The 21,356-nt window shown below is 44.5% G+C and carries 18 protein-coding genes; 10 read left to right on the plus strand and 8 right to left on the minus strand.

Features of this window, described 5'->3' with window-relative positions; translation table 11 throughout:
• Positions 1 to 170: 170 nt before the first annotated feature.
• A complete protein-coding gene (locus tag RAH45_RS01120) occupies positions 171 to 1,190 on the minus strand; it encodes a lipoate--protein ligase (RefSeq protein ID WP_198329202.1) in 1,020 nt (339 codons plus the stop codon).
• A gap of 233 nt (positions 1,191 to 1,423) precedes the next feature.
• Between RAH45_RS01120 and RAH45_RS01125 the strand changes: the two genes are divergently transcribed.
• Positions 1,424 to 1,870: a hypothetical protein gene (locus RAH45_RS01125; RefSeq protein WP_191690162.1), complete on the plus strand. Its 447-nt coding sequence runs from the start codon at positions 1,424 to 1,426 to the stop codon at positions 1,868 to 1,870.
• A 36-nt stretch (positions 1,871 to 1,906) separates the two neighbouring features.
• Positions 1,907 to 2,497, plus strand: a complete 591-nt coding sequence (locus tag RAH45_RS01130) for a DUF8453 domain-containing protein (RefSeq protein WP_198329201.1) — start codon at positions 1,907 to 1,909, stop codon at positions 2,495 to 2,497.
• 103 nt (positions 2,498 to 2,600) lie between these two features.
• On the opposite strand, the gene RAH45_RS01135 is transcribed toward RAH45_RS01130, so the two are convergent.
• Positions 2,601 to 3,149 (minus strand): GMC oxidoreductase, encoded by a 549-nt coding sequence (locus RAH45_RS01135; RefSeq protein WP_227678337.1) that lies wholly within the window; start codon positions 3,147 to 3,149, stop codon positions 2,601 to 2,603.
• A gap of 241 nt (positions 3,150 to 3,390) precedes the next feature.
• Between RAH45_RS01135 and RAH45_RS01140 the strand changes: the two genes are divergently transcribed.
• Together RAH45_RS01140 and RAH45_RS01145 are read left to right on the plus strand one after the other, a co-directional pair.
• Positions 3,391 to 3,561, plus strand: a complete 171-nt coding sequence (locus RAH45_RS01140) for a hypothetical protein (protein ID WP_373429171.1) — start codon at positions 3,391 to 3,393, stop codon at positions 3,559 to 3,561.
• A 95-nt stretch (positions 3,562 to 3,656) separates the two neighbouring features.
• On the plus strand, positions 3,657 to 4,559 hold the full coding sequence (locus tag RAH45_RS01145; RefSeq protein WP_198329168.1) for a DMT family transporter: 903 nt from the start codon (positions 3,657 to 3,659) through the stop codon (positions 4,557 to 4,559).
• Positions 4,560 to 4,605: 46 nt separating this feature from the next.
• Here the strand turns inward: RAH45_RS01145 and RAH45_RS01150 are convergent, their stop codons facing one another.
• On the minus strand, positions 4,606 to 4,788 hold the full coding sequence (locus RAH45_RS01150) for a hypothetical protein (protein WP_198329167.1): 183 nt from the start codon (positions 4,786 to 4,788) through the stop codon (positions 4,606 to 4,608).
• 26 nt (positions 4,789 to 4,814) lie between these two features.
• Between RAH45_RS01150 and RAH45_RS01155 the strand changes: the two genes are divergently transcribed.
• Together RAH45_RS01155 and RAH45_RS01160 are read left to right on the plus strand one after the other, a co-directional pair.
• Positions 4,815 to 5,339: a hypothetical protein gene (locus tag RAH45_RS01155; RefSeq protein WP_198329166.1), complete on the plus strand. Its 525-nt coding sequence runs from the start codon at positions 4,815 to 4,817 to the stop codon at positions 5,337 to 5,339.
• 344 nt (positions 5,340 to 5,683) lie between these two features.
• Positions 5,684 to 6,787, plus strand: a complete 1,104-nt coding sequence (locus tag RAH45_RS01160; protein ID WP_198329165.1) for an alkene reductase — start codon at positions 5,684 to 5,686, stop codon at positions 6,785 to 6,787.
• A 114-nt stretch (positions 6,788 to 6,901) separates the two neighbouring features.
• Here RAH45_RS01160 and RAH45_RS01165 read toward each other — a convergent pair whose 3' ends face one another.
• Together RAH45_RS01165 and RAH45_RS01170 are read right to left on the minus strand one after the other, a co-directional pair.
• Entirely contained in the window at positions 6,902 to 7,897 is a 996-nt protein-coding gene (locus tag RAH45_RS01165; RefSeq protein WP_289049686.1) for a pirin family protein, read from the minus strand.
• 172 nt (positions 7,898 to 8,069) lie between these two features.
• Positions 8,070 to 9,371: a BaiN/RdsA family NAD(P)/FAD-dependent oxidoreductase gene (locus RAH45_RS01170; RefSeq protein ID WP_198329163.1), complete on the minus strand. Its 1,302-nt coding sequence runs from the start codon at positions 9,369 to 9,371 to the stop codon at positions 8,070 to 8,072.
• Between the two features lie 398 nt (positions 9,372 to 9,769).
• On the opposite strand from RAH45_RS01170, the gene acs reads away from it, so the two are divergent.
• The 3 genes from acs to pgsA all read left to right on the plus strand — a co-directional run bounded on the left by acs (position 9,770) and on the right by pgsA (position 14,329).
• On the plus strand, positions 9,770 to 11,731 hold the full coding sequence (gene acs / locus RAH45_RS01175; protein ID WP_289049683.1) for an acetate--CoA ligase: 1,962 nt from the start codon (positions 9,770 to 9,772) through the stop codon (positions 11,729 to 11,731).
• A 181-nt stretch (positions 11,732 to 11,912) separates the two neighbouring features.
• Positions 11,913 to 13,118: an NAD(P)/FAD-dependent oxidoreductase gene (locus tag RAH45_RS01180; RefSeq protein ID WP_198329161.1), complete on the plus strand. Its 1,206-nt coding sequence runs from the start codon at positions 11,913 to 11,915 to the stop codon at positions 13,116 to 13,118.
• A 524-nt stretch (positions 13,119 to 13,642) separates the two neighbouring features.
• Positions 13,643 to 14,329 (plus strand): CDP-diacylglycerol--glycerol-3-phosphate 3-phosphatidyltransferase, encoded by a 687-nt coding sequence (gene pgsA, locus RAH45_RS01185; RefSeq protein ID WP_198329160.1) that lies wholly within the window; start codon positions 13,643 to 13,645, stop codon positions 14,327 to 14,329.
• 136 nt (positions 14,330 to 14,465) lie between these two features.
• Here the strand turns inward: pgsA and RAH45_RS01190 are convergent, their stop codons facing one another.
• From RAH45_RS01190 to RAH45_RS01200, 3 genes are all read right to left on the minus strand, one after another.
• Positions 14,466 to 14,960, minus strand: coding sequence for a pyridoxamine 5'-phosphate oxidase family protein (locus tag RAH45_RS01190; protein ID WP_306495410.1), 495 nt, complete (start codon positions 14,958 to 14,960; stop codon positions 14,466 to 14,468).
• 127 nt (positions 14,961 to 15,087) lie between these two features.
• Positions 15,088 to 15,789 (minus strand): IS1 family transposase, encoded by a 702-nt coding sequence (locus RAH45_RS01195; RefSeq protein ID WP_306495277.1) that lies wholly within the window; start codon positions 15,787 to 15,789, stop codon positions 15,088 to 15,090.
• Between the two features lie 353 nt (positions 15,790 to 16,142).
• A complete protein-coding gene (locus RAH45_RS01200; RefSeq protein ID WP_198329200.1) occupies positions 16,143 to 16,637 on the minus strand; it encodes a pyridoxamine 5'-phosphate oxidase family protein in 495 nt (164 codons plus the stop codon).
• A gap of 419 nt (positions 16,638 to 17,056) precedes the next feature.
• On the opposite strand from RAH45_RS01200, the gene purL reads away from it, so the two are divergent.
• Entirely contained in the window at positions 17,057 to 21,100 is a 4,044-nt protein-coding gene (purL, locus tag RAH45_RS01205; RefSeq protein WP_198329199.1) for a phosphoribosylformylglycinamidine synthase, read from the plus strand.
• Positions 21,101 to 21,356: the final 256 nt, after the last annotated feature.

Raw genomic sequence — 21,356 nt, forward strand, 5'->3', positions numbered from 1 at the left:
TTATTTGCCTGACATTATAGATGGCTAGAGCGTTAAATATCAAACTTAAGTTTATCTAAGGGTGTGATTTAGGCAGCAAGCTTAATCCATGCAAAGTATAAAGGCGATTAAAATGCTGACGGTAATAAGAAATAGAAACTCTTTACTCACTATAAATAACAAGCAAAAATCTAACCTTCCATCTCGCCAATTAACCAATTAGAGACATCATCAATTTGCGCTGCCAAATCAGGATGCGCTTTGCTTAATTCAGCAAGCGTGGCTTTTACTTCATGTCTATTATATTTAATGTCAGTCAATGTCTCTTTTAACAAATCAATCAACTCAACGTTTAGCGCATCAGAGAAAATGACAACATCGCGTATCACTGCTTGTTTCACATCAAGGTGCAAATCAATAATGCCCCAATCAAATCGCGTCTCGATATGATGGCTAAATTCAGGCGTCTTACCAAAACGCCAATCCCAATCTGCCATTTGCTGATAGTATTTATTGAGTGTCGGCTGCTTGGCGAGACTGGCTTCATCCAATTCTTCTACTGGCGTAGTGTCGCCATAATCAGTGTCACGATAGTATTCGCAAAATGCCTCGATAATCGCATTAGATAAGGTCTCGTGATTGATGTCTTCATTAAACTCAACTAAGTTAGCAACGCGCGCACGCACCGACTTGATGCCTTTGGCTTTGAGCTTAAGGGGATGGGGGTTGAGATAATCGCCTAGCTTTTGCATGTTGGCATTAACTAATAAAGTCCCGTGATGAAAGCTACGATCCGCCGCGTGTTTAAAGGCACTACCTGATATTTTTTTATCGCCGACTTGCATGTCGTTACGCCCAGATAAATCCGCGTCTATGCCCAATTTTTTTAGCGCATTGATGATAATGGTAAAGTTCGCTGCTTGGTCATAGTCGTCTTTGGGTGATAAAAAGGTAAAGTTGGTATTGCCCAAATCATGAAACACCGCGCCGCCGCCACTCTGCCGCCGTGCCAAAAACACCTCGTCGGCTTCCATCTTATCGATTTTGCACTCCACCCACGGGTTTTGCGAGCGCCCAATGACCACGGTCTCGCTATTGCGCCATAAGAATAGCGTGTGCGAGTCGGGATTGAGCGTATTAAATATCCAATCCTCGGTCGCAAGGTTGAACCAAGGGTTGGTCACAGCAGACTTTAAAATGCGCAGTTTCATTACTTATCCTTTTTCTTGAATAATTATTCTAGATTGAATGTTATCAATAGATACTGTCATTGTTGCCGATGCGTGGTTGGAATTCAATGGGTGTGTGGTATGGGAGCGGTTTAAGTCTGAGGTTTTAAGAAGTTAACTTATTTTTAGTCTTTCTGTTATGATTACGACTGATATTAAGTGACAAATAGCATTGGTTCAAACCAGCTAACTGATGCATAAGAAGAGACTTGGTTATGGATGAAAGGATAAAAAACTTAGATACTCCTAAGAAATGTGAGATTTTTGCTAAAAATGCTTTGAATGCAGGCAGAGAAGATTTGGTAAAACAAGCAAAAGAACGAGCTATTCACTTAAAAGCTGAAAACTATGGTGCTGAAACGTCGGCAGAGAAAGAAGCTATAAAAGCAGTCTATGCTTATGAAGAGGTGCTAAGTGCCAAAAATGGTAAGAAAACACGCGCATCTAGAACTTGGCCAATGATTCAAAAATACGGAATAATTAATGCTGTCGAGCGCGCCGTTGATCGTAAATCTGAGACAAAAGGTTATACCGCATTATTAGAGATGGGCTTGGAAGCCTATGCTTTCGAAGCAGTAATACTTCGCTATCCTGAACTGTTTTCCGACAGTGCTGTAGAAATATCTCAACGACGAATGAGCGAGTGGAAAGAAAATGTTTAGAATAAACACAATTTTAACTTAGTTGGAGAGTTATGCATGCAAATAGATTTGGCAAATTGGATATCTGTGTTTATAGCTTTAATAGCAACGGCCTCAGCTGCCATAACTTATGCGGTCTACCGTTCGTCAACCGATCCAGAAGTTATTGTTTATGTAGATACAGATAAAAAGCGACCATCACTTATTATTTTAATTATTGAGAACATAGGTAAAGGGCCAGCAGAAAATATAAGTTTTGAAACGTCTAGAGATTTACCTGAAAAAGCTTTCACTATAGAAGAACCTCAGAGCATGCCAAAAACAATGATATCTGGGCCTATCGTAGATGGAATTCCTTTCTTAGCCCCTAACCAAAAAATTATTATTTCTTGGGGGCAATATGGAGGGTTAAAAAAATATATTGGAGGTAATAATATTATAGTTAAAGCTAAGTACAGAAGAGCTAATTCTATGACTTGGTTTAATAGATCATCGAGTTCGTCTCAGCTTTTCGTTGAAGCATTTCACGGAACAGATATTTCTGATTCAAACTGGGATAAGAAGATTTCAGAAAGTTTAATAAAAACTAATGAGCAATTACAAAATATTGATAAAGCAATTAAAAAATTAGGTTCGGGGGAAAGCTAGAATTTGCTCACAAGCACAGACCCTACACACAAGTTACCATTAGCCTTATTCCTATTAGTAGAAACGTGTATATTATGTTAGCAAATTCTACACTACTAATAACCTACCCAAAATCTTCCCTCAGAATAGCCGCCATATTACGCTCAGCAAGCCCCGTAATAAACACATACGGATTGACGCCAGCGCTACCGGGGATTAATGCGCCATCTTGCACGTAGATATTTTCGTGCCCTTTGACGCGTCCAAATTCATCAGTCGCCAAGCCTAATACACAGCCGCCAAGCGGGTGATAGCAGAAGTTATCGCCGAAGCCTTTGGTAAATAATAAGCTTGATGTCGAGCCACCATTTACTTTGGCGAGTCTTTCGATCAGCTCTTTGGCCGCATTTACTGAGTACTCGTTTTGCTCGCGTTTCCAGTTGAGTTTGACGGTTTTTGTGGCCTTATCATAGTAATAGTTACCGCGTTCTGGATTATCAGTGATGGCGAGATATAGCGTCGTCCATGTCTCAAGCCCTAGCGGTAATGGCGCGAGTTCGGCAAAGATTTTGTACTTTGAGCCATCTCTATCGCCGTCCCACATATTGATGCCTTTAACCGGAATGGTCGATTGGGTGGTGCCCGCGGCGTGGACAAAATTGCGCCCCGTCATGATGTTACCGTTTGGGCCCCAATGCTGGCCAATATGCTCGTTTAGCTTAGTAAGCTTGCCTTCCGCTTGGCTTTTTAATAATAGCTCTGAGGTGCCCGTACTGCCAGCATTAAGGAAGAGCTTATCGCAAGTGTAATGCTCAACTTTATCGATGCCGCCCGTGGTATTGAGGACATGAACTTCTAATCTGAGTCGCTCATTCTATGAGTCGGCGACTGATGCAGAATGTTTACAAGCCTTTATGGCGCTATCACGCCTTGAAGGTATCATTCCGGCTTTAGAGTCGGCGCACGCCATTGCCTATGCGATGAAAATCACCAAAGATATGTCAGCGGATGAGACGATTTTGGTCAATTTATCAGGGCGCGGCGATAAGGATATTGATTTTATTTTGGATAAGGTAAAGCCATAAAAAATCTGCAAGCAGTATAAAAAAACAACAGCTCTCAAGCGTGTAACCAGTTATCATCGTGGTTTTTTTAGTCTAACGCTTGATAGGATTTACCCATGTCCAACCGCGACCTCATTATTTTTATGACATTGTCCTTTATGTGGTCGCTGTCCTTTATTTTTTACCGTGTCGGCGTGCCAGAATTTGGCTCGCTAGCATTTGCCAGTTTGCGCGTGGTGCTAGCTGGCTTGACCATGCTGGTTTTTGTCTTAATCAGCCCAAAAAACAGAGCAGGTATCCGTGATAACTGGAAAGTTTTGACCCTAGTCGGACTGTTTTCTGCCGCTATCCCTTTTATCCTATTTGCCTTTTCAGCGCGCTCGGTCAATGCTGGGGTGTTGGCAGTGCTTAATGCGTCCGTACCGATGATGAGTGGTTTTATCGCCAGCACCTTTTTTAAAGACCGTTTGTCAAAAAAACAAATTATCGGCTTAATCATTGGCGTTATCGGCGTGATTATTTTGATGAGTGAGAACTTATTTGGCGGCAGCGGGCAGGGCGCTGAGTCAGGTTCAGGGTTACTGCCGATGGGCTATGCATTATTGGCCTGTGTCGGTTATGCGGTCGGCGCCAATATCACCAGAAACTATTTATACGATGTCTCGCCGGTGGCGATTACCGCAGGCTCGCTTATCATTGCCAGTATTATTATGCTGCCGATAGCGGTGTATGAGTTTCCCTATGGCAAAACCATTAGCCTCACTGCTTGGACGTCAGTCATTTGTATCGGCGTCTTCTCAACCGCCATCGCGCTGATTTTTATGAATCAACTCATCAAAAGTATCGGTCCGATGCGCGCGACCAGTATTACCTTAGTCATTCCGATTTTTGCCATTATTTTAGGCTATCTGCTGCTTGGTGAAGCTTTAGGCACGCCAGCGATTATCGGTTCGGTGGTGATATTATTTGGTACGTATTTGTCTTTAGAGTTGTCTATCAAAAAGATGCTTAAATCCTAAGATATTGATTTTTCTAATTGATAAATAGCCTTTTAATCAATGGCACTTATTTAACATCTTCTACCATAATAAGTTGAATGGGAAAGGTAATGATGTCAAACGCCTTGGCAAATGGCATCAGTGCTTTCAGCCTTTTTTCTTCTGCTAATACTTTGTCTGGTTGATAATGATAAAACTTTAGCGTGGTCGGTTGCGGCAAGCAATAGGCGAGCGTCTCAATATTTTTCACCGCCGGAGCCACCGTCACAGGGAGGGGTGACACCGGGACCAGCGACTGATGAAGTTGCCTTACCACTAGCGGGCAAGACCGAAGTGAAGATGCCGCAGTCGGTCAATTTCGATTTCCAAACCGGTCTGAGTGAAAAGTATAAGTTGCTAGGTATGGTTAACGCCCGCTGGGTAGATTGGAGTAACTTTAATGTTGCCCCGCCTTTAGCGACATTATCGACACAAGAGCCTTTAGCCGCCTATAAAAAAGATGGTTATGCGGTTGAAGTGGCATTAGGTAAGCAGTTTAATCCAAAAGCTTCAGGCGAAGTACGTGTCGGCTATGACCACGGTACTGGCGCACCGCTCAGTCTATTAGGACCTTATGACTCTATCAAAAGCTTGGGGTTAAGCGCGCAATACAAACTGACCGAGCAGCTTAGTGTCTCTGCGGGCGGTCAATATATGTGGTTTGAAGGCGGTCCAGTCGATACTAAGGTTGATGGTCGGGTAGCCAATATTGACGATGGAACTGGCTACGCACTTGGCATGAAATTGGGTTATCATTTTTAAAAATTGACTGAGATTGTTTGTTAAAAATAGCTCATATTAGTGCTGATAGAAAATAGAAAAAATCACTAACTTAAAAGTAGGTGCTTTTTTTATTACTAAATTTTAGCAAAAATTAATGATTCTATTAGCTTAACACCCTTATAAGGTCACATAAATAATAGCGTTTAAAAGGTTGGAAATACACTTGCGTAGGTGTTTTTGTTTGTAAGTATTACTTGGAATCGCGGTATCTACCCTTATAAAGAACTCGGCTGATAAATGGCTGTCTTAACAACTAGCATGGCTATTTATCAAAGCTCAATAACTCTTATAAATCTATTTTATAACAACAAACAAGGCTCCTCATGGCACACGATACCTTATTCGAACCCGTAAAAATGGGTACCCAAACTCTAAAAAATCGCATCTTTATGGCTCCCTTAACCCGCTTACGCGCGGTCGAGCCGGGCGATGTTCCTACGGCACTAGCCAGTGAATATTACGCACAGCGTAGTGGTGCAGGATTGGTCATTACCGAAGCGACGCAAGTGTCTTTTCAGGCAAAAGGCTATGCTGGCGCGCCCGGTATTCATACCGAAGATCAGACGACGGCGTGGAAGACCATCGTTGATAATGTCCATGCCAAAGGCGGCAAGATTGTCGTCCAGCTATGGCACACCGGTTTGGTTTCACACGAAAGCGTCCAACCTGATGGCAAAGCGCCTATTTCGGCGTCTGATGTTCATGTGGGCGTGCGCACGACATTGCGTGACAGTAATAATCAACCGATACGCGTTGAATCTACAACCCCGCGTCCAGCCACGCTTGAGGAAGTAAAGCAAGTTATCGCTGACTTTGGGCTTGCGACTAAGAACGCCAAAGAAGCAGGATTTGATGGCGTAGAAATTCATGGCGCGCATGGTTATCTGTTGCATCAGTTTTGGGTTGAGCAAACCAACCAACGTGATGATGAATATGGCGGTAGCCGCGAAAACCGTGCGCGTTTGACCCTTGATGTTATCGATGCTTGTATCGCTGCATGGGACGCTGACCATGTTGGTATTCGCATCTCGCCGCTTGGTACTTTTAATAATGTTGAAGCAGGCTACCATGAAGACGAAAATATTTGGCTAATTGAGCAAATCAATAAGCGCGGGTTGATGTATTTACATCTGTCTGAGCCCGACTGGGCAGGTGGTACGCCTTATAGCACCGAATTCCGTCAGCGCGTTCGTGATGCTTTTGGGCAAATGATTATTGCTGCTGGTGGCTATACCGCTGAAAAAGCCGAGCAGAATATCAAAGATGGTTATATCGATGCCGTTGCTTTTGGCCGTGATTATATTGCCAATCCTGACTTAGCAGAGCGGATCCGCGAAGGCGCGCCGCTTAATGAGCAACATCCGCAAAGCTTTTATGGTGGCGGTACAGAAGGATATACCGATTATCCTTTTTTAAAACAAGCTTAAATATTATCGGATAGCCATTTTAAATTGGCTTTATCGATTAAAATAAAGTGATAATGAATAAAAAGCCACCTTGCTAACAATAGTAAGGTGGCTTTTTTAATGGGTAATATTTAGCTATTTACCAAAGTTACCCGTTTGGTAATCACGAAATGTTTGTTTTAACTCCGCTTGGGTATTCATGACAAAAGGACCATAGCCTACCACTGGTTCGCCGATCGGCTCACCGCTTAATAGTAATAGTTTAACCGTACTTGGTGCTTGCTTATCACCAGAAAGCTTATCATCAGCTGGCTCAGGGTACGTCAACTTAATACTATCGCTTACCTGCGTTGCTGATTGTCCATTGTCGAAATCAATAATAGCGATATCAGTAACAGTCGGCGCTGTAAACTGAATCAGACTGCCTGCGCTTACTGACTTTTCATTAACCAGTAGCGTGCCTTCTTGTACCAATATCATGATGTTATGATTGTTTGGCACTTGCAGCGTCGTTGAGCCAGCGCTATGCAAAGCAATATTCCACATATTGATTGGCGTAAAGGTACTTGCCGCGCCTGTCGTATATTGCCACTTACCTGCAATAATCCTCGCTTGACCAATAGCATGTCCATTTTCAATATTGCTTAAGTCAACGATAGGCAAATCAGCGCGTTTTAGCGTTTGATATTTAGGCGCAGTCAGTTTATGGGCGCTTGGCAAATTGACCCATAATTGCACCATGCTAAAAAGTCCACCACGGCGACTAAAGTCGGGTGAGTGGAATTCTTCGTGCATAATGCCGCGCCCTGCGGTCATCCATTGCACATCGCCTTCTTTGATGATGCCACAACCGCCAGCCGAATCGGCATGGCTAATCTCGCCGGCGTAGGCAATCGTCACCGTTTCAAAACCCTTATGCGGATGCTGCCCGATACCGTGCGGCTCCTTCTCATGGTTTGGATTTGGCGTAAAGGTGGTCGGCTGACCATAGTCCAATAATAAAAATGGATCGGTATGCTGATAATTAAAATCAGCTTCGTTATCTAAATGATTAAACAAAGTTTTGACATAAAAACCATCGCCGACCCAATGCGGTACTTTATTGCTATGAATATGTTTGATGGCGCGCATTGCATACCTCGTCAACCTAACTGTATTAAAGAATACTTATTTATTTCACCGTCATTTTTTAACAGGAATGAAATACCTACTCTTAAGTAATTCTAAATCTGTATGGGTTTATATGAGTGTTTTTAAATTTGTATCACTGGCTTTTAAATTAAAGAGTATGTATGACTTAACATCAAACCACTTCGCCGCAAACAAAACCACTGGCCCACGCCCATTGAAAGTTATAGCCGCCAAGCCAACCGGTGACGTCAAGCACTTCACCGATGAAATATAGCCCGTCTTGATATTTGCTTTGCATGGTCTTTGACGAGACTTCATCGGTTGTGATGCCGCCGCGTGTGACTTCAGCGGTTCGATAGCCTTCAGTGCCAGACGGTTTTAGCTGCCAGCCGTTCAGCGTTGCTCCAAGCTCTATCAAGCGCTCATCTTTAATATTGGCAAGCTCGGTATCTTTTATATCGTCCCACAAATGCGTTTGTAGCGCTGCCAGCAGTTTTTTCGGCAAAGCATTGTTGGTATTGTCTGCCAAGACCGTGCGGATAAGCTGGCGCGGGTGCGATTTCTTATGAGTTAGCAAAAGCGCCGTTATATCTATTTCGGGTAGCAAATTGATAGTAATAGTTTCACCAACATGCCAATAGTTGGACAGTTGCAGCATAGCTGGGCCCGACAGGCCACGGTGAGTAAAGAGCAGCGGTAGCTTAAAGGAGATGCGCTCATTACTGGCAATCACCGGCAGACTGATACCGGCAAGCGTGCGAATCAGCTCACCCGTTTTATCGGTAAAGGTAAATGGCACAAGGCTGGCATCAGTTGCGACTAACGTATGGCCGAACTGTTGCGCCAGCTCGTAACCAAAACCGCTCGCACCTAAGGTCGGAATCGATAAGCCGCCCGTTGCTACCACAAGCGATTCGCAGTTATAACTGGTTTGCGGCAGCTTACTTTGATTGCCGTTATCTTTTCTCTCTTGTTTTTCTTTTTTACTCAGACTTTTGCTGGTAATTAATTCAAAGAGAGATTTCTTATTATTCTCATCAGTTTTTACTTGTTCAATGTGGGTATTGAGCTTGACTTGCACGCCCACGGCAGCGCATTCATCAAGGAGCATGGTTAAAATATCTTGTGCCGAATCATCACAAAATAGCTGCCCATGCTCGCGCTCATGGTAAGGGATTTTATGCTGCTCAACCATAGCAATGAATTCCCAACTCGGATAACGGCTCAGCGCAGATTTACAAAAATGGGCATTACTACCGATAAAATGCTCAGGCTCGACGAAGTAATTGGTAAAGTTGCAGCGCCCGCCACCTGACATGAGGATTTTTTTACCAGCTTTATTGGCGTGGTCGAGCACCAAGACGCGGCGACCACGGCGACCCGCGGTGAGCGCACAATATAACCCCGACGCGCCAGCGCCGATGACGATGACATCGTAGTGATTGTGTGCTGCTGCATTGCGCGGATTTTCCATGATGATAGGTTCCAAAAAGCGCTAAGCTTTAAAAAATAGAAATAAAAAAATCGTAAAATTAAAAAGTAGCTGAGTGGACGTTTTAATCATAAAGGGTAGCTATTGTCCATGTTTTATAGCAGGTTACAAGGATTAAATATTTTTGCCCAGTCAACTTATAAAAGTTGCTACCCCTGATTAAGTATACAGCTGTGCAGCGAAATTGTTGTGTTTTGCGCTCGACGTCTTGCAACGACGCTGCTTATTTGTCAAACTAACTTAAGTGTCAGACATTATGGAAGATGACTCTTATCACTTGTATAGGCCACCGTTTGCCGTTCATATTTAACGCAAGCCGTTTAATGATAGTCGCAACGACAGCTGCTACAAGTCAGAATAATTAAAAAAGGATGACTACGATGACTCAAAAATCATTTCCTATCACGGCTGAGTTTGTCGCCGCTGCCAATACTAGCGCTGAGCAGTACAAAAAAGAATACCAACAATCTATTGCGTCACCTGAGGCGAACGATGCCTTTTGGGCCAAGCGTGCCGAGCTGATTGATTGGATAAAAAAACCCACCAAAATCAGCGATGTCAGTTATGACTTGGAAGATTTTCATATCAAATGGTATGAGGATGGTGAGCTTAATATTTCAGTCAACTGCCTTGATCGACACGTCAAAAATCACCCTTATAAGCCTGCTATTATTTGGGAAGGTGACCATCCATCGCTGCACAAAATTATCTCATTTAAAGAGCTGCACGAAGCGGTGTGTCGCCTCGGGAACGCCATGCGCAAACTTGGGGTCAAAAAAGGCGATCGCGTCACTTTATATATGCCAATGATACCAGAAGCGATGGTCGCCATGCTGGCGTGTACGCGCATCGGGGCGGTACATTCGGTGGTATTTGGCGGTTTTTCTGCCGAGAGTTTGGGCAATCGCATTATCGACAGCCAATCAAAATTGGTCATTACCGCCGACGAAGGTATTCGCGGTAATAAACGCACGCCGCTCAAAGCCAATGTCGACCGTGCATTAGACATGGATGGCACGGAAAGCGTGACCAATGTCGTGGTCGTCCATCGTACGGGTAATTCTGTGCCGATGAGCGGTCGGCGCGATGTTTGGTATCACAGTTTGGTCGATGGCGAATCAAAGCATTGCGAGCCTGAAGTCATGAATGCCGAGGATCCGCTGTTTTTATTATATACCTCAGGCTCTACCGGCAAGCCAAAAGGCGTGCTGCATACCACTGGCGGTTATATCATTTATGCGCTTTCTACGTTTCGCGATGTGTTTGATATCAAAGAAGATGATGTCTACTGGTGTACGGCCGATGTCGGCTGGGTGACTGGTCATACTTATGCCACTTATGCACCGCTCGCCAATGGGACGACGACGGTCATGTTCGAGGGCGTACCAGAATATCCAACCTGGGCGCGTATCGGTCATATTATTGATAAACACCAAATCACGGTTTTATATACAGCACCGACCGCCATCCGTGCGATGATGAAAGAAGGCGATACCTTTGTCCGTGAATCTGACCGTTCAAGTTTGCGCTTGCTTGGCTCCGTTGGTGAACCGATCAATCCAGAAGCGTGGGATTGGTATTACAATGTCGTTGGCGGCGGTAAATGTCCGATTGTCGATACGTGGTGGCAGACGGAAACCGGCGGTATCTTACTGGCGCCAATACCGGGTACTGTCGATATGAAACCGGGTGCGGCGATGAATCCGCTATATGGCATCGAGCCGGTCGTCGTCGATGCTGATGGTCATGTCTTAGAAGGTGCGGCAGAAGGTAACCTTGCGATTAGTGGCGGCTGGCCGGGGCAGATGCGTACTATTTATAATGATCACGAGCGCTTTTTAAAAACCTATTTCACAGAATATCCGGGCTATTACTTTACTGGCGATGGTGCGCAGCGTGACGAAGACGGTCACTACTGGATTACCGGACGCGTGGATGATGTGCTCAATGTTGCCGGGCATCGCTTGGGCACGGCAGAGATTGAAAGCGCGGTGGTTGCGCACCCAGCAACGGCTGAAGCAGCGATTGTCGGTATGCCGCATGACATTCGCGGTATGGGGGTTTGTGCCTTTATCATTCTAAAATCGGGCGAAACCGCAACGGATGCTTTAAAATCTGAGCTCAATCGCCACGTGCGCGCGGAGATTGGCCCGATTGCCAACTTGGATGCTATTTATATGGTGGATGTCTTACCCAAGACGCGCTCTGGTAAAATCATGCGCCGTATCCTGCGAAATCTTGCCGCAGGGCAATATGTTGGTCTGGGCGATTTATCGACCCTTGCTGATAGCGCTGTCATCAATGAGCTGATTGACGTGGTCAAAGCGGAACGCGGAGAGTAAAGAGTATGATTCGTTAATTGGATATACTAAAAGAATATGCACTAAACTAATTTTTCCCTTCTTTAAAAGCCATACTATCGTAAATATTATGGCTTTTTTACGTAGAGGTTATTGCTATTAGCGCGCTTTAAAGTTTCAATAACTTTTGTTTTTCTCCATATTTACAAGGTTTACCGTCATTATGCCGAACTCTTCTTTGCAGCCTACGCCGATATCAGCGCCAAAAATTGCCATTATCGGTGCTGGCTTAACGGGACTATTTACTGCCACCTTATTAGAGCGCGCTTCTAGCCAAATGAATGAGCAGAAAATTAATGACAAATCCTCAATACCAGAAATCACTATTTTTGAGAAATCACGCAGCGTCGGGCGTCTAGCAACACGTTACCGCAGCGATAGCCTTACTGATAAAAACTGGCAATGGGTATTTGGGGCGCAGTTTTTTACCGCTAAGAGCGCAAGCTTTCAACAATTTATTGAACCGTGGTCACAGACAGGTTTGCTACAGCCATGGTGCGCGCAAGTAGTGAGCTTAACGCCAATGTCGGCAAATAATCAGAAACCCGATATTCACCTCAAAGAGCAATGGGGGAGTACGCAAGCGCGTTATATCAGCGCGCCAAAGATGACCAGTTGGGGGCGAGCATTGGCTGATGAATTGCAGCATAGCACCATTAAGTTTAACACCCGCGTCGCGCCATTATCTCAATATAAGCAAACGCCAAATAGCAACATCAATAATAAAACTTACGACAAAACCAGTGAAAAAACCAGTAATAAAACTGAGCTATTCGATGAAAATGGCAACAGTCTTGGTCATTTTGATTGGGTAATTTGTACGGCGCCAAATGGACAAGCCGTCGAGCTGATGGCAGATAGCGGTTTTAGTGAATGCGCAAAAATCACTGAGCCAACAATGCAGGCGTGCTATAGCTTAATGCTTGGTTGGAATGAGAACCAACCATTACCTGAGGCGCTAAGCTGTTTGGACACGGCGTGGGATGTGGCTTATGTACAGGATTCTATCATTGATAGAATATTTATCGAACATCATAAGCCTGAGCATCATGCGCTATTACCCAGCATGACCATTCATGCGCGCAACGACTGGTCAGAGCAGCACGTCGATGACGATATCAATACCATAAAAGCAAAGTTGTTAGAAGCCGCTCAGCGAGCATTAAACTGGAATGCGGAGAGCGCGCCAAGCCAAGTTGATTGTCACCGTTGGCGTTACGCCGCGACCGTAACCGCTTCTCATAAAGAGCAGTTAGGAGTATTGGTTGATGATGAGCGGCAATGGATTGTTAGTGGCGATTGGTGCGGACAAGGTAATATCGAAAGCTGCTATCAAATGGCGGCGCAGACGGTGACAGCGATGGTTTAATTTACAGATAATAAAGGCTTTAAGGAATTAAACTTAGACGTATTACATCATAATAAATTTGAATTTATATAGATCATTAACTTATAGGCAAAAAAGAGCCCACGAAGGAGGTGTCGTGGGCTGAGGAAAACTTATCATGCGACCGAGCTACTACTGATTAACGAGCCACAAGTAAATTGATCAAGATTTATTATTGTTAATATAAAGATGATGACAAAATCTATGATTTCAAGAAATTATCACGTCTGCTTACAATTTCCAGTGTACAACTGTATTTATTCCTCAGTCATCATAACTGAAATTAGCCGATTTACCTAGCTTACTTACATGTCATTACGTTTTGGTTTATTGTCCGCCGATTATTAGCTAGAAATCTTAATAACAAGCGTTTTGCTAAGGATTTTTTGCTCAAAAACACTTGCAATTGAGTAAAGCCAAAACCGACCTGTACAGAAGCATGACGACATGGCTGAAAAATGCTAAGCTAGCCACATTCTTATCGCTGACTATAAACTGGGTTTGTCATGACCGAGAGTACACCGCTGCACACACCAGAACAAAAACCGCTACCAACGCCAAACGACAGAAGTATCTTTAACCTACCCAACAATCTTACGATTGCGCGTATTTTAATGATTCCGCTGTTTGTGGCGATTGCTTATTGGCCACCCGCCATGGGAATTGGCATGCCAGCGATTTCGGACAATGTCATCGCGCGGGTAGGTATGAGCGAATTTAGCGACAGTTTGCTGCGTCATTTGCTGTTGACCGGTGTGTTTATTATCGCCGCGGTGACCGATTGGCTCGATGGTTATTTTGCTCGTAAGCTTAACGTGGTCTCTGCTTTTGGGCGCTTCTTAGACCCAGTCGCTGATAAGCTCATGGTCGCAGCCGCACTGATTATTTTGGTGCAATGGCATCCCAATATAATCATGGCGATTGCGGCGATTGTGATTATCTCGCGTGAAATTGCCGTCTCGGCGCTACGCGAGTGGATGGCGGAGCTTGGCAATCGCACTAGTGTTGCTGTCTCGTATGTCGGTAAACTCAAAACCACTTTTCAGATGATCGCTATCACTGTGTTATTGTTAAATTGGCAATCGCTTGAGATGATAGGCTATATATTGATGGTGGCGGCGGTGGTTTTAACCTTATGGTCGATGATGATTTACCTCAGAGCTGCATGGCCATATTTAAAACAAAGCGGTTAGTATATAGAATAAATGCTATCAGTCCTTAAGTTTACATGCTTAAGTTTAAACCGCTCATAAACAAAAACGCCAGTCATGATAAGTGACTGGCGTTTTTTATTTATCATAGTTTTAAGTGTATTTAATGATCAAATAATTACAACTCAATAGAGAAATTTTCCCCTAAGCTTTTTTCAATCGCTGTATCGGTAACTGCCGCCGCCGTTATTTTGACCGCGCTAGTAATTGCATTACCATTCGCCCAGTATTCCGCACCATGCGGCACCACTTTAATCAGCTGTACCCTTGGGTCTTCTTTGCCTTGCTCAAAATAGGCGTTATACATAACCGACCATAGCTCATCGAGTTTCTCTGCATCCTCGACCAATTCAGCGGTACCAGAAATAGACAAATACTTATCGTCACCTTTCGAGGTATAAGCCAAATTTACTTCTGCATTTTGCTTAATGTTATCGACAGTTTCAGATGGCGTGTGTCCAATAAACCAAATTTCTTTCGCGCCAATGCTAGTTTCAGTGGTGTTCATTGGGCAAGAGTGCAGATGGTCTTCGCCATTGCGCGTGGTCATCATGGTGTATTTAATGTCTTTTACCATCGCTTGGATGGTGTCCATTTGTGATTGTTTACTCATAATAGTTATCCTTTACTATTGAAATAGGCAGTTTGAGTTTTAAGTTTAAAAGCTTGGGTTTAAAAGCTTGGGTTTAAAAGCTATCGGCAGATAATTGATGGGTGGTGTTCTAAAAAGTATGCCGGCATCAGACGTAACCATAATTGATGTAAAAGAACACCATATCAAACACTTTGAAGTGATTATCGAGCTTCTTAGAGAAACAACAGGTTTTTCTAACCGCCCGACGCAATCGGTGTCTAAGACGGCAGTTATTACCTTCAATGCCTACCGTATGAGATTTGCCAACTCGTTTGTGGTCAAATTTAAAGGCGGTTATAAAACTGTCCCAGTTATCCATACTGATAGAGCCATAGCTGACTTTAAGCTGCTTGAGACGAGCTCTTAACTTCTTAGCCGTTTTTAAGTCGCGTCTGCCCCAGACATAAGCGACAATCTCATTAGTAACGCGATCATAAGCATAAATAAGCCAAACTTTACGCTTTTTGCGATACACGTAAGTCCAGAATTCATCAACCTCTAAGCGTTCATAGTAGCGCTTCTTAGGCGTAATCTTATAAACAGATGAGCCTATGGTGCTCAATACTTTACCGATACTGACTGAGGCTATAACAGCTATGTCTCTAACGCCGCAGCCTCTAACTGTCATGAGCCGTATAAGCTCTTCTACTTTAGAGTGACAGCCATGATAAGTTAAGGCATGGTCGCCAATAAACTGACGTTTGCAGTCCTTACATTGATAATTCTGCTTGCCATAGCTTTTTTTGCCATTTTTCTTTAGACTATTACTGTGACAGTCGGGGCAACTGATATCTATTTGTGTCTTCATAACCTCAAATATATCATCTTGCTCTGGCTGTCACTCCTCCTTTTATTTCCTCAGCATACTTTCTGATACACCACCAATTGATGAATGATTAATAACTCTTAGCCGATGACTCGTTATGTGTGCAATCAGTTATTAATATAATAAAGTTGCTTAATAAAACGATATAGCTGCTCTGTAATACGCTGTGACGCTTTGTAAGCTTTAATGTGCCAAAAACAACGAGCAAGGTCATAAACATATTGGCAAAATTAAAAACAAAAAACGCCAGTAAATTAATAATTTACTGGCGTTCAAATAGATGTCTTATTTTTTGTTTTTTATTATTAAGACAGCAAAACTTACAGAAAGCGAGGTTATAGAGAGACGGAGAAAGTCTCGCCTAAATCTTCAGCAGTTTTACCTTCTTGAACGGCTGCGGTTGCCATTTTAAACATATTGACCACTGAGCTACCGCTGATCCAGCACTCGGCACCATGTGGTACCACTTTAATCAATTGGACGTTTTCATCTTCTTTACCTTCGGCAAAAAAGGCGTTATAAACAGGCGACCATAGCTCATCTAACTTGTCTTTGTCGGTTGATAATTCAGCGTTACCACTGATAGAAACGTAATTCTTTTCATCTTGAGTGGCGTATGTTAATCCAATTCTTGCATCGTTTTGAATGTCTTTGACGACGTCTGAGGTTTTATCACCGATAAACCAAATTTCTTTGGCAGCGACATCCGCTTTACTAGTGGTCATCGGCCAAGCATGAATGTCACCTTTTTTATTGGTGGTACTCATCATAGCAAATTTTACGTCTTTGATGATTTCTTGGATTTTGGCGATATGCTCTTGGTTACTCATTAGGTTTATCCTTTTATCATTATAGCAAGTGGTTCTTTGTTTAACTTATGGTTGCTTATTAATCATTCAGTTTAGACAAGCCAGCGCCGTTTATAATAATTTTTATGAGCAGGTTATAGATATAGTTTTAAAGCTCTTTATATTTATTAGCTTGTTATAAGGCGCTTAACTCATCACAACTGCCAACTAGAATAGCGATTATCACTCTCTTATTTATATAGGTCGCCAGTAATGCGATGTGAGTGTTTGTAAGGTTTACAAGAATTAGGTAAAAATTGTGACGCCAGCTGAGCAATATTTCTCTGACGAAAAGTTTTTTATCTTGGTTTTGACCTGCTTATTACAGGGCTTCTTGTTATAATACGCAGACCATTTACTTTGCATGGCAGAGATGCCTTGATCTTACGGATTATGCCTTTATGATGACCATCGCCGGACAACCGTTTCTTACCGATTTTCAGACGCAGCAACTCATCAGTCAGTTTCAGCAAAAAACCGAGCTAAATGTCAGCCAGATTCATACTCAGCAGGTTTATGTGCTATCGCGCGACCTCGTAGGTGATGAGCAGAAAAAAGCGCTGGATTTGTTTGGGGTGCATGCCGATATTCAACTTGCCGCCTCAAAGGACAATCAAATACAAGTGATCGTCGGTCCGCGTTTTGGGACGATTTCGCCGTGGGCCAGTAAAGCGACCGATATTTTTAATAACTGTGAAATTGAGATTAAACGCGTCGAGCGCGTTATCGTTTATACTCTAACGATTGATGCAAAAGCAGACGGCGACGTAGGTGCAACTAATAACAAGCTTCCTAAAGCCGCTGAGCAATTATTGTTTGACCGTATGACCCAAAGCCTAGTTTATGATTTAAATGACGTAAATAAACTGTTCGATGATGAACAACCCGCGTCGCTTAATCGCATCGACGTCATTGGTCAAGGTCAATCAGCACTAGAAGCCGCCAATAAAGAATTTGGTTTTGCCTTGTCGAGCGAAGATATCGACTATCTAATGAATGCCTACGTTAATGAGCTAAAGCGTAATCCAACTGACGTTGAGCTGATGATGTTTGCACAGGCCAACTCAGAGCATTGCCGTCATAAGATTTTCAACGCTGAATGGACAGTCGATGGTGCAGCACAGCCAAAATCCCTATTTCAGATGATTAAGAATACTTATAAAGCCAATCCACAAGGTATTTTGTCGGCTTATAAAGACAACGCTGCGGTGATGGCTGGTGCTAAGGGGCTGCGTTACTACCCAGTGCCGACAGATGCCACGGATGCAAATTCTGCCCATCCTTATGGCTTTCATAAAGAAGAAATCGATATCTTAATGAAAGTTGAAACCCATAACCATCCAACGGCGATTGCGCCTTATGCGGGTGCAGCGACAGGTGCGGGCGGTGAGATTCGTGATGAAGGCGCAACCGGTCGTGGCGGTAAACCAAAAGCTGGTTTGACTGGTTTTCATGTCTCACACTTACATATTCCAGAGCTTGCGGAAAAATGGGAACGATCAGGTCAAGTGAGTACGCAAGATTATGGTACGCCTGATCGTATGGCCACCAGCCTTGAGATTATGACCGAAGCACCACTCGGCTCAGCCAATTTCTCAAACGAATTTGGTCGTCCAAACCTCTGCGGTTATTTTCGTAGCTTCCAATTAGATACCTCAGCGGCAAAAGATGGCAGCCAAATGCGCGGCTATCATAAGCCCATCATGCTGGCAGGTGGTTACGGCAATATCAAACGCAACCTGATTGAAAAAAATACCATTCAACAAGGTGATCTCTTGATCGTTCTTGGCGGCCCTGCGATGCAAATCGGTTTGGGCGGCGGCGCAGCATCGTCTGTCGATAGCGGCGAGCTAGATGAAGGCTTGGACTTTGCATCGGTTCAGCGCGATAACGCTGAGATGGAGCGCCGCTGTCAGGAAGTGATCGATCGCTGCTGGGCCTTAGCTGGAAATGAAGCGTCGGGAAATGACGCTGATGCCAGTAATACCAGCAATGCTAGTAAAGACGGTAACCCCATCGTCTCTATTCATGACGTCGGCGCAGGCGGTCTGTCAAACGCTATGCCTGAGCTGGTCGATGACCATGATATGGGCGCCCATTTAAACCTGCGTAAAATCCCGTCGCTGGAAGCGGGAATGTCACCGATGGCTATCTGGTCGAACGAAGCGCAAGAGCGTTATGTGTTAGCGATTCGCCCAGAGAGTAAAGATCAGTTTGATGCCATCTGTGCCCGTGAGCGCTGTCCGTATGCTATCTTAGGCGTAGCGACGGAAGTTCGTCAGCTTATCGTTGATGATGAGATGCTCGATGAGCAGCCAGTCGATATGCCGATGCAAGTACTGCTCGGTGGAACGCCGCAGATGCAGCGTAGCTTTAGCCGTCAAGAGAAAGAACTGCCACCGCTTGAGCTTAATAACTTTAATTTAGCTGAATCTATCAAAGATGTATTGCGTCATCCAACCGTTGCGAGCAAGTCTTTCTTGATTAGCATCGGTGACCGCTCAATCACTGGTATGGTTGTTCGCGATCAGTACGTCGGTCGCTATCAAGTGCCCGTTGCCGATTGCGCCGTTACCGCGTCTGGTTTATTAGCGCTAGATGGTCAGCCAATGAGCGGTGAGGCAATGAGCGTTGGTGAACGAACGCCTGTTGCGCTGATTAATCCAAAAGCCTCTGCACGTTTAGCAGTCGGTGAAGCCATCACCAACATCGCCGGCGCGCGTATTAACCAGTTATCAGACATCACTATGTCAGCGAACTGGATGGCAGCCTGCGGCGATGACAATGAGGACGCTGCATTATTTGACGCTGTGTATGCGATCGGTGAAGAGCTATGCCCAGCACTCGGTATAGCGATTCCTGTTGGTAAAGACTCGCTATCGATGCGTGCTAATTGGACGGATAGCAACAAAGACGGCAGCACAGATAAATCAGTGGTTTCGCCAATGAGTCTTGTGATTACGGCTTTTGCGCCTGTTATTGATGTGGCAAAAACCTTAACACCTGAGCTAATCAATGGTGATAGCGCCTTCTACCGTATTGATTTGTCAAAAGGTAAACTGCGCCTTGGCGGTTCAATCCTTGCGCAAACGGCAAGCCAATTGGGCAATGAATGTCCTGACCTTGAAAAGCCAAGCGATTTAATCGATTTCTTTAACTTTATCCAAGCGGGTAATGCCCAAGGCGTCATTAGCGCTTATCACGATATCGGCGATGGCGGTTTGCTGGCGACGATTGCTGAGATGCAGTTTACCAGTCGTCAAGGTATCAAGCTGTCATTGGACGATAAAAACCTACTCGGTCAATTATTCAGTGAGGAGCTGGGCGCGGTCATTCAAGTATTACCGGAAAACGTCGCTGCTCTTATGCAATTGGCAGAAGAATTTAACGTCAGCGATATGCTAAGCCTCGTCGGTCAAAGCTGTGAGGAAGACAGCCTTATCATTCAAACGCCGCTACATATGGGCGATGATACTTTACGCTTTAGCCGTTCTGAGCTGCAACAAGAGTGGACTCAGGTCAGCTATCAAATTGCCCGACGCCGTGATAACCCAGCGTGCGTACAGCAAGAATATGACTTGATTAGCGATGCTAGCCATCAAGGTCTTATCGCTGCACCAAACTTTGACCTCAATCAAAAAGTTGAAGAACCATACTTAAACAGCCGTGAAACTAAACCAAGAGTCGCTATCCTGCGTGAGCAAGGCGTCAACGGTCAGTCAGAGATGGCAGCAGGCTTTACCCAAGCAGGCTTTGAAGCGGTCGACGTCCATATGAGCGATTTACTTGAAGGTCGTATCAATCTACGTGACTTCGATGGTCTGGTCGCTTGTGGTGGCTTTAGCTATGGTGACGTACTCGGCGCTGGCTCTGGCTGGGCAAACTCTATCTTATTCCATGACGAATTGCGCATGCAGTTTGTGCGCTTCTTTGCCCGTCCTGATACCTTCTCGCTTGGTGTCTGTAACGGTTGTCAGATGATGGCGCAGTTAAAAGACCTCATACCGGGTGCGGAAAACTTCCCAAGATTTATTGCCAATAAGTCGGCGCGATTTGAAGCGCGTACGGTCAACGTCAAAGTCGAGCGTACCAAGTCTATCCTGTTCAAAGGTATGCAAGACAGTATTTTACCAATCGCTGTCGCGCACGGTGAAGGCTATGCCACGCTGGACAATACCGAGATCGACGGTATGGAAAAACACGGTCAGCTCGCCATGCGCTTTGTCGACAGCCAAGGTTATCCAACTGAGACTTATCCGCTCAATCCAAACGGTTCGGTCGGCGGTGTCACTGGTCTGTGTAGCACCGACGGTCGCGTCACCATCATGATGCCGCACCCTGAGCGTACGCTACGTGCCTACAATCATAGCTGGAAACCAGAAGCATGGGATGAAGACGGCGCGTGGATGCGTATGTTCCGTAATGCGCGGGCTTGGTTGCGTTAAGATAGTTTGAGTTAATTTTAAACATAAAAAAAGGTGGGCTTAGGCTCACCTTTTTTGTGTTTGGGATTTGGGTTTTTAAGAAGTAGGGGAGCTAATCCCGCCTTCCGCTTGTATCTGCCAGTATGGGCGAGGCGGTGACACGAGTTGAGATGTTGCTGTTGCCTCGGCACCACCTCAAACTCTAGCCATCGCAACTCGCCCAAACCAGCAGGATACCGCTGCAGTCGGGGCTAAAACGCGCCTCTGAATGACCATT

It is taken from the genome of Psychrobacter sp. van23A, from assembly GCF_030845275.1.
In the GTDB taxonomy this organism is placed as follows: domain Bacteria; phylum Pseudomonadota; class Gammaproteobacteria; order Pseudomonadales; family Moraxellaceae; genus Psychrobacter; species Psychrobacter faecalis.

Excerpts from the sequence above, each read along its gene's own strand:
- RAH45_RS01195 (WP_306495277.1), bottom strand. The coding sequence starts at position 15,789 with ATGAAGACACAAATAGATATCAGTTGCCCCGACTGTCACAGTAATAGT.
- RAH45_RS01200 (WP_198329200.1), bottom strand. The coding sequence starts at position 16,637 with ATGAGTAACCAAGAGCATATCGCCAAAATCCAAGAAATCATCAAAGAC.
- RAH45_RS01170 (WP_198329163.1), bottom strand. The coding sequence starts at position 9,371 with ATGGAAAATCCGCGCAATGCAGCAGCACACAATCACTACGATGTCATC.
- RAH45_RS01120 (WP_198329202.1), bottom strand. The coding sequence starts at position 1,190 with ATGAAACTGCGCATTTTAAAGTCTGCTGTGACCAACCCTTGGTTCAAC.
- RAH45_RS01140 (WP_373429171.1), top strand. The coding sequence starts at position 3,391 with ATGGCGCTATCACGCCTTGAAGGTATCATTCCGGCTTTAGAGTCGGCG.
- pgsA (WP_198329160.1), top strand. The coding sequence starts at position 13,643 with ATGACCGAGAGTACACCGCTGCACACACCAGAACAAAAACCGCTACCA.
- RAH45_RS01130 (WP_198329201.1), top strand. The coding sequence starts at position 1,907 with ATGCAAATAGATTTGGCAAATTGGATATCTGTGTTTATAGCTTTAATA.
- RAH45_RS01160 (WP_198329165.1), top strand. The coding sequence starts at position 5,684 with ATGGCACACGATACCTTATTCGAACCCGTAAAAATGGGTACCCAAACT.
- RAH45_RS01145 (WP_198329168.1), top strand. The coding sequence starts at position 3,657 with ATGTCCAACCGCGACCTCATTATTTTTATGACATTGTCCTTTATGTGG.
- RAH45_RS01125 (WP_191690162.1), top strand. The coding sequence starts at position 1,424 with ATGGATGAAAGGATAAAAAACTTAGATACTCCTAAGAAATGTGAGATT.
- RAH45_RS01165 (WP_289049686.1), bottom strand. The coding sequence starts at position 7,897 with ATGCGCGCCATCAAACATATTCATAGCAATAAAGTACCGCATTGGGTC.
- purL (WP_198329199.1), top strand. The coding sequence starts at position 17,057 with ATGATGACCATCGCCGGACAACCGTTTCTTACCGATTTTCAGACGCAG.
- RAH45_RS01180 (WP_198329161.1), top strand. The coding sequence starts at position 11,913 with ATGCCGAACTCTTCTTTGCAGCCTACGCCGATATCAGCGCCAAAAATT.
- RAH45_RS01190 (WP_306495410.1), bottom strand. The coding sequence starts at position 14,960 with ATGAGTAAACAATCACAAATGGACACCATCCAAGCGATGGTAAAAGAC.
- RAH45_RS01135 (WP_227678337.1), bottom strand. The coding sequence starts at position 3,149 with ATGACGGGGCGCAATTTTGTCCACGCCGCGGGCACCACCCAATCGACC.
- acs (WP_289049683.1), top strand. The coding sequence starts at position 9,770 with ATGACTCAAAAATCATTTCCTATCACGGCTGAGTTTGTCGCCGCTGCC.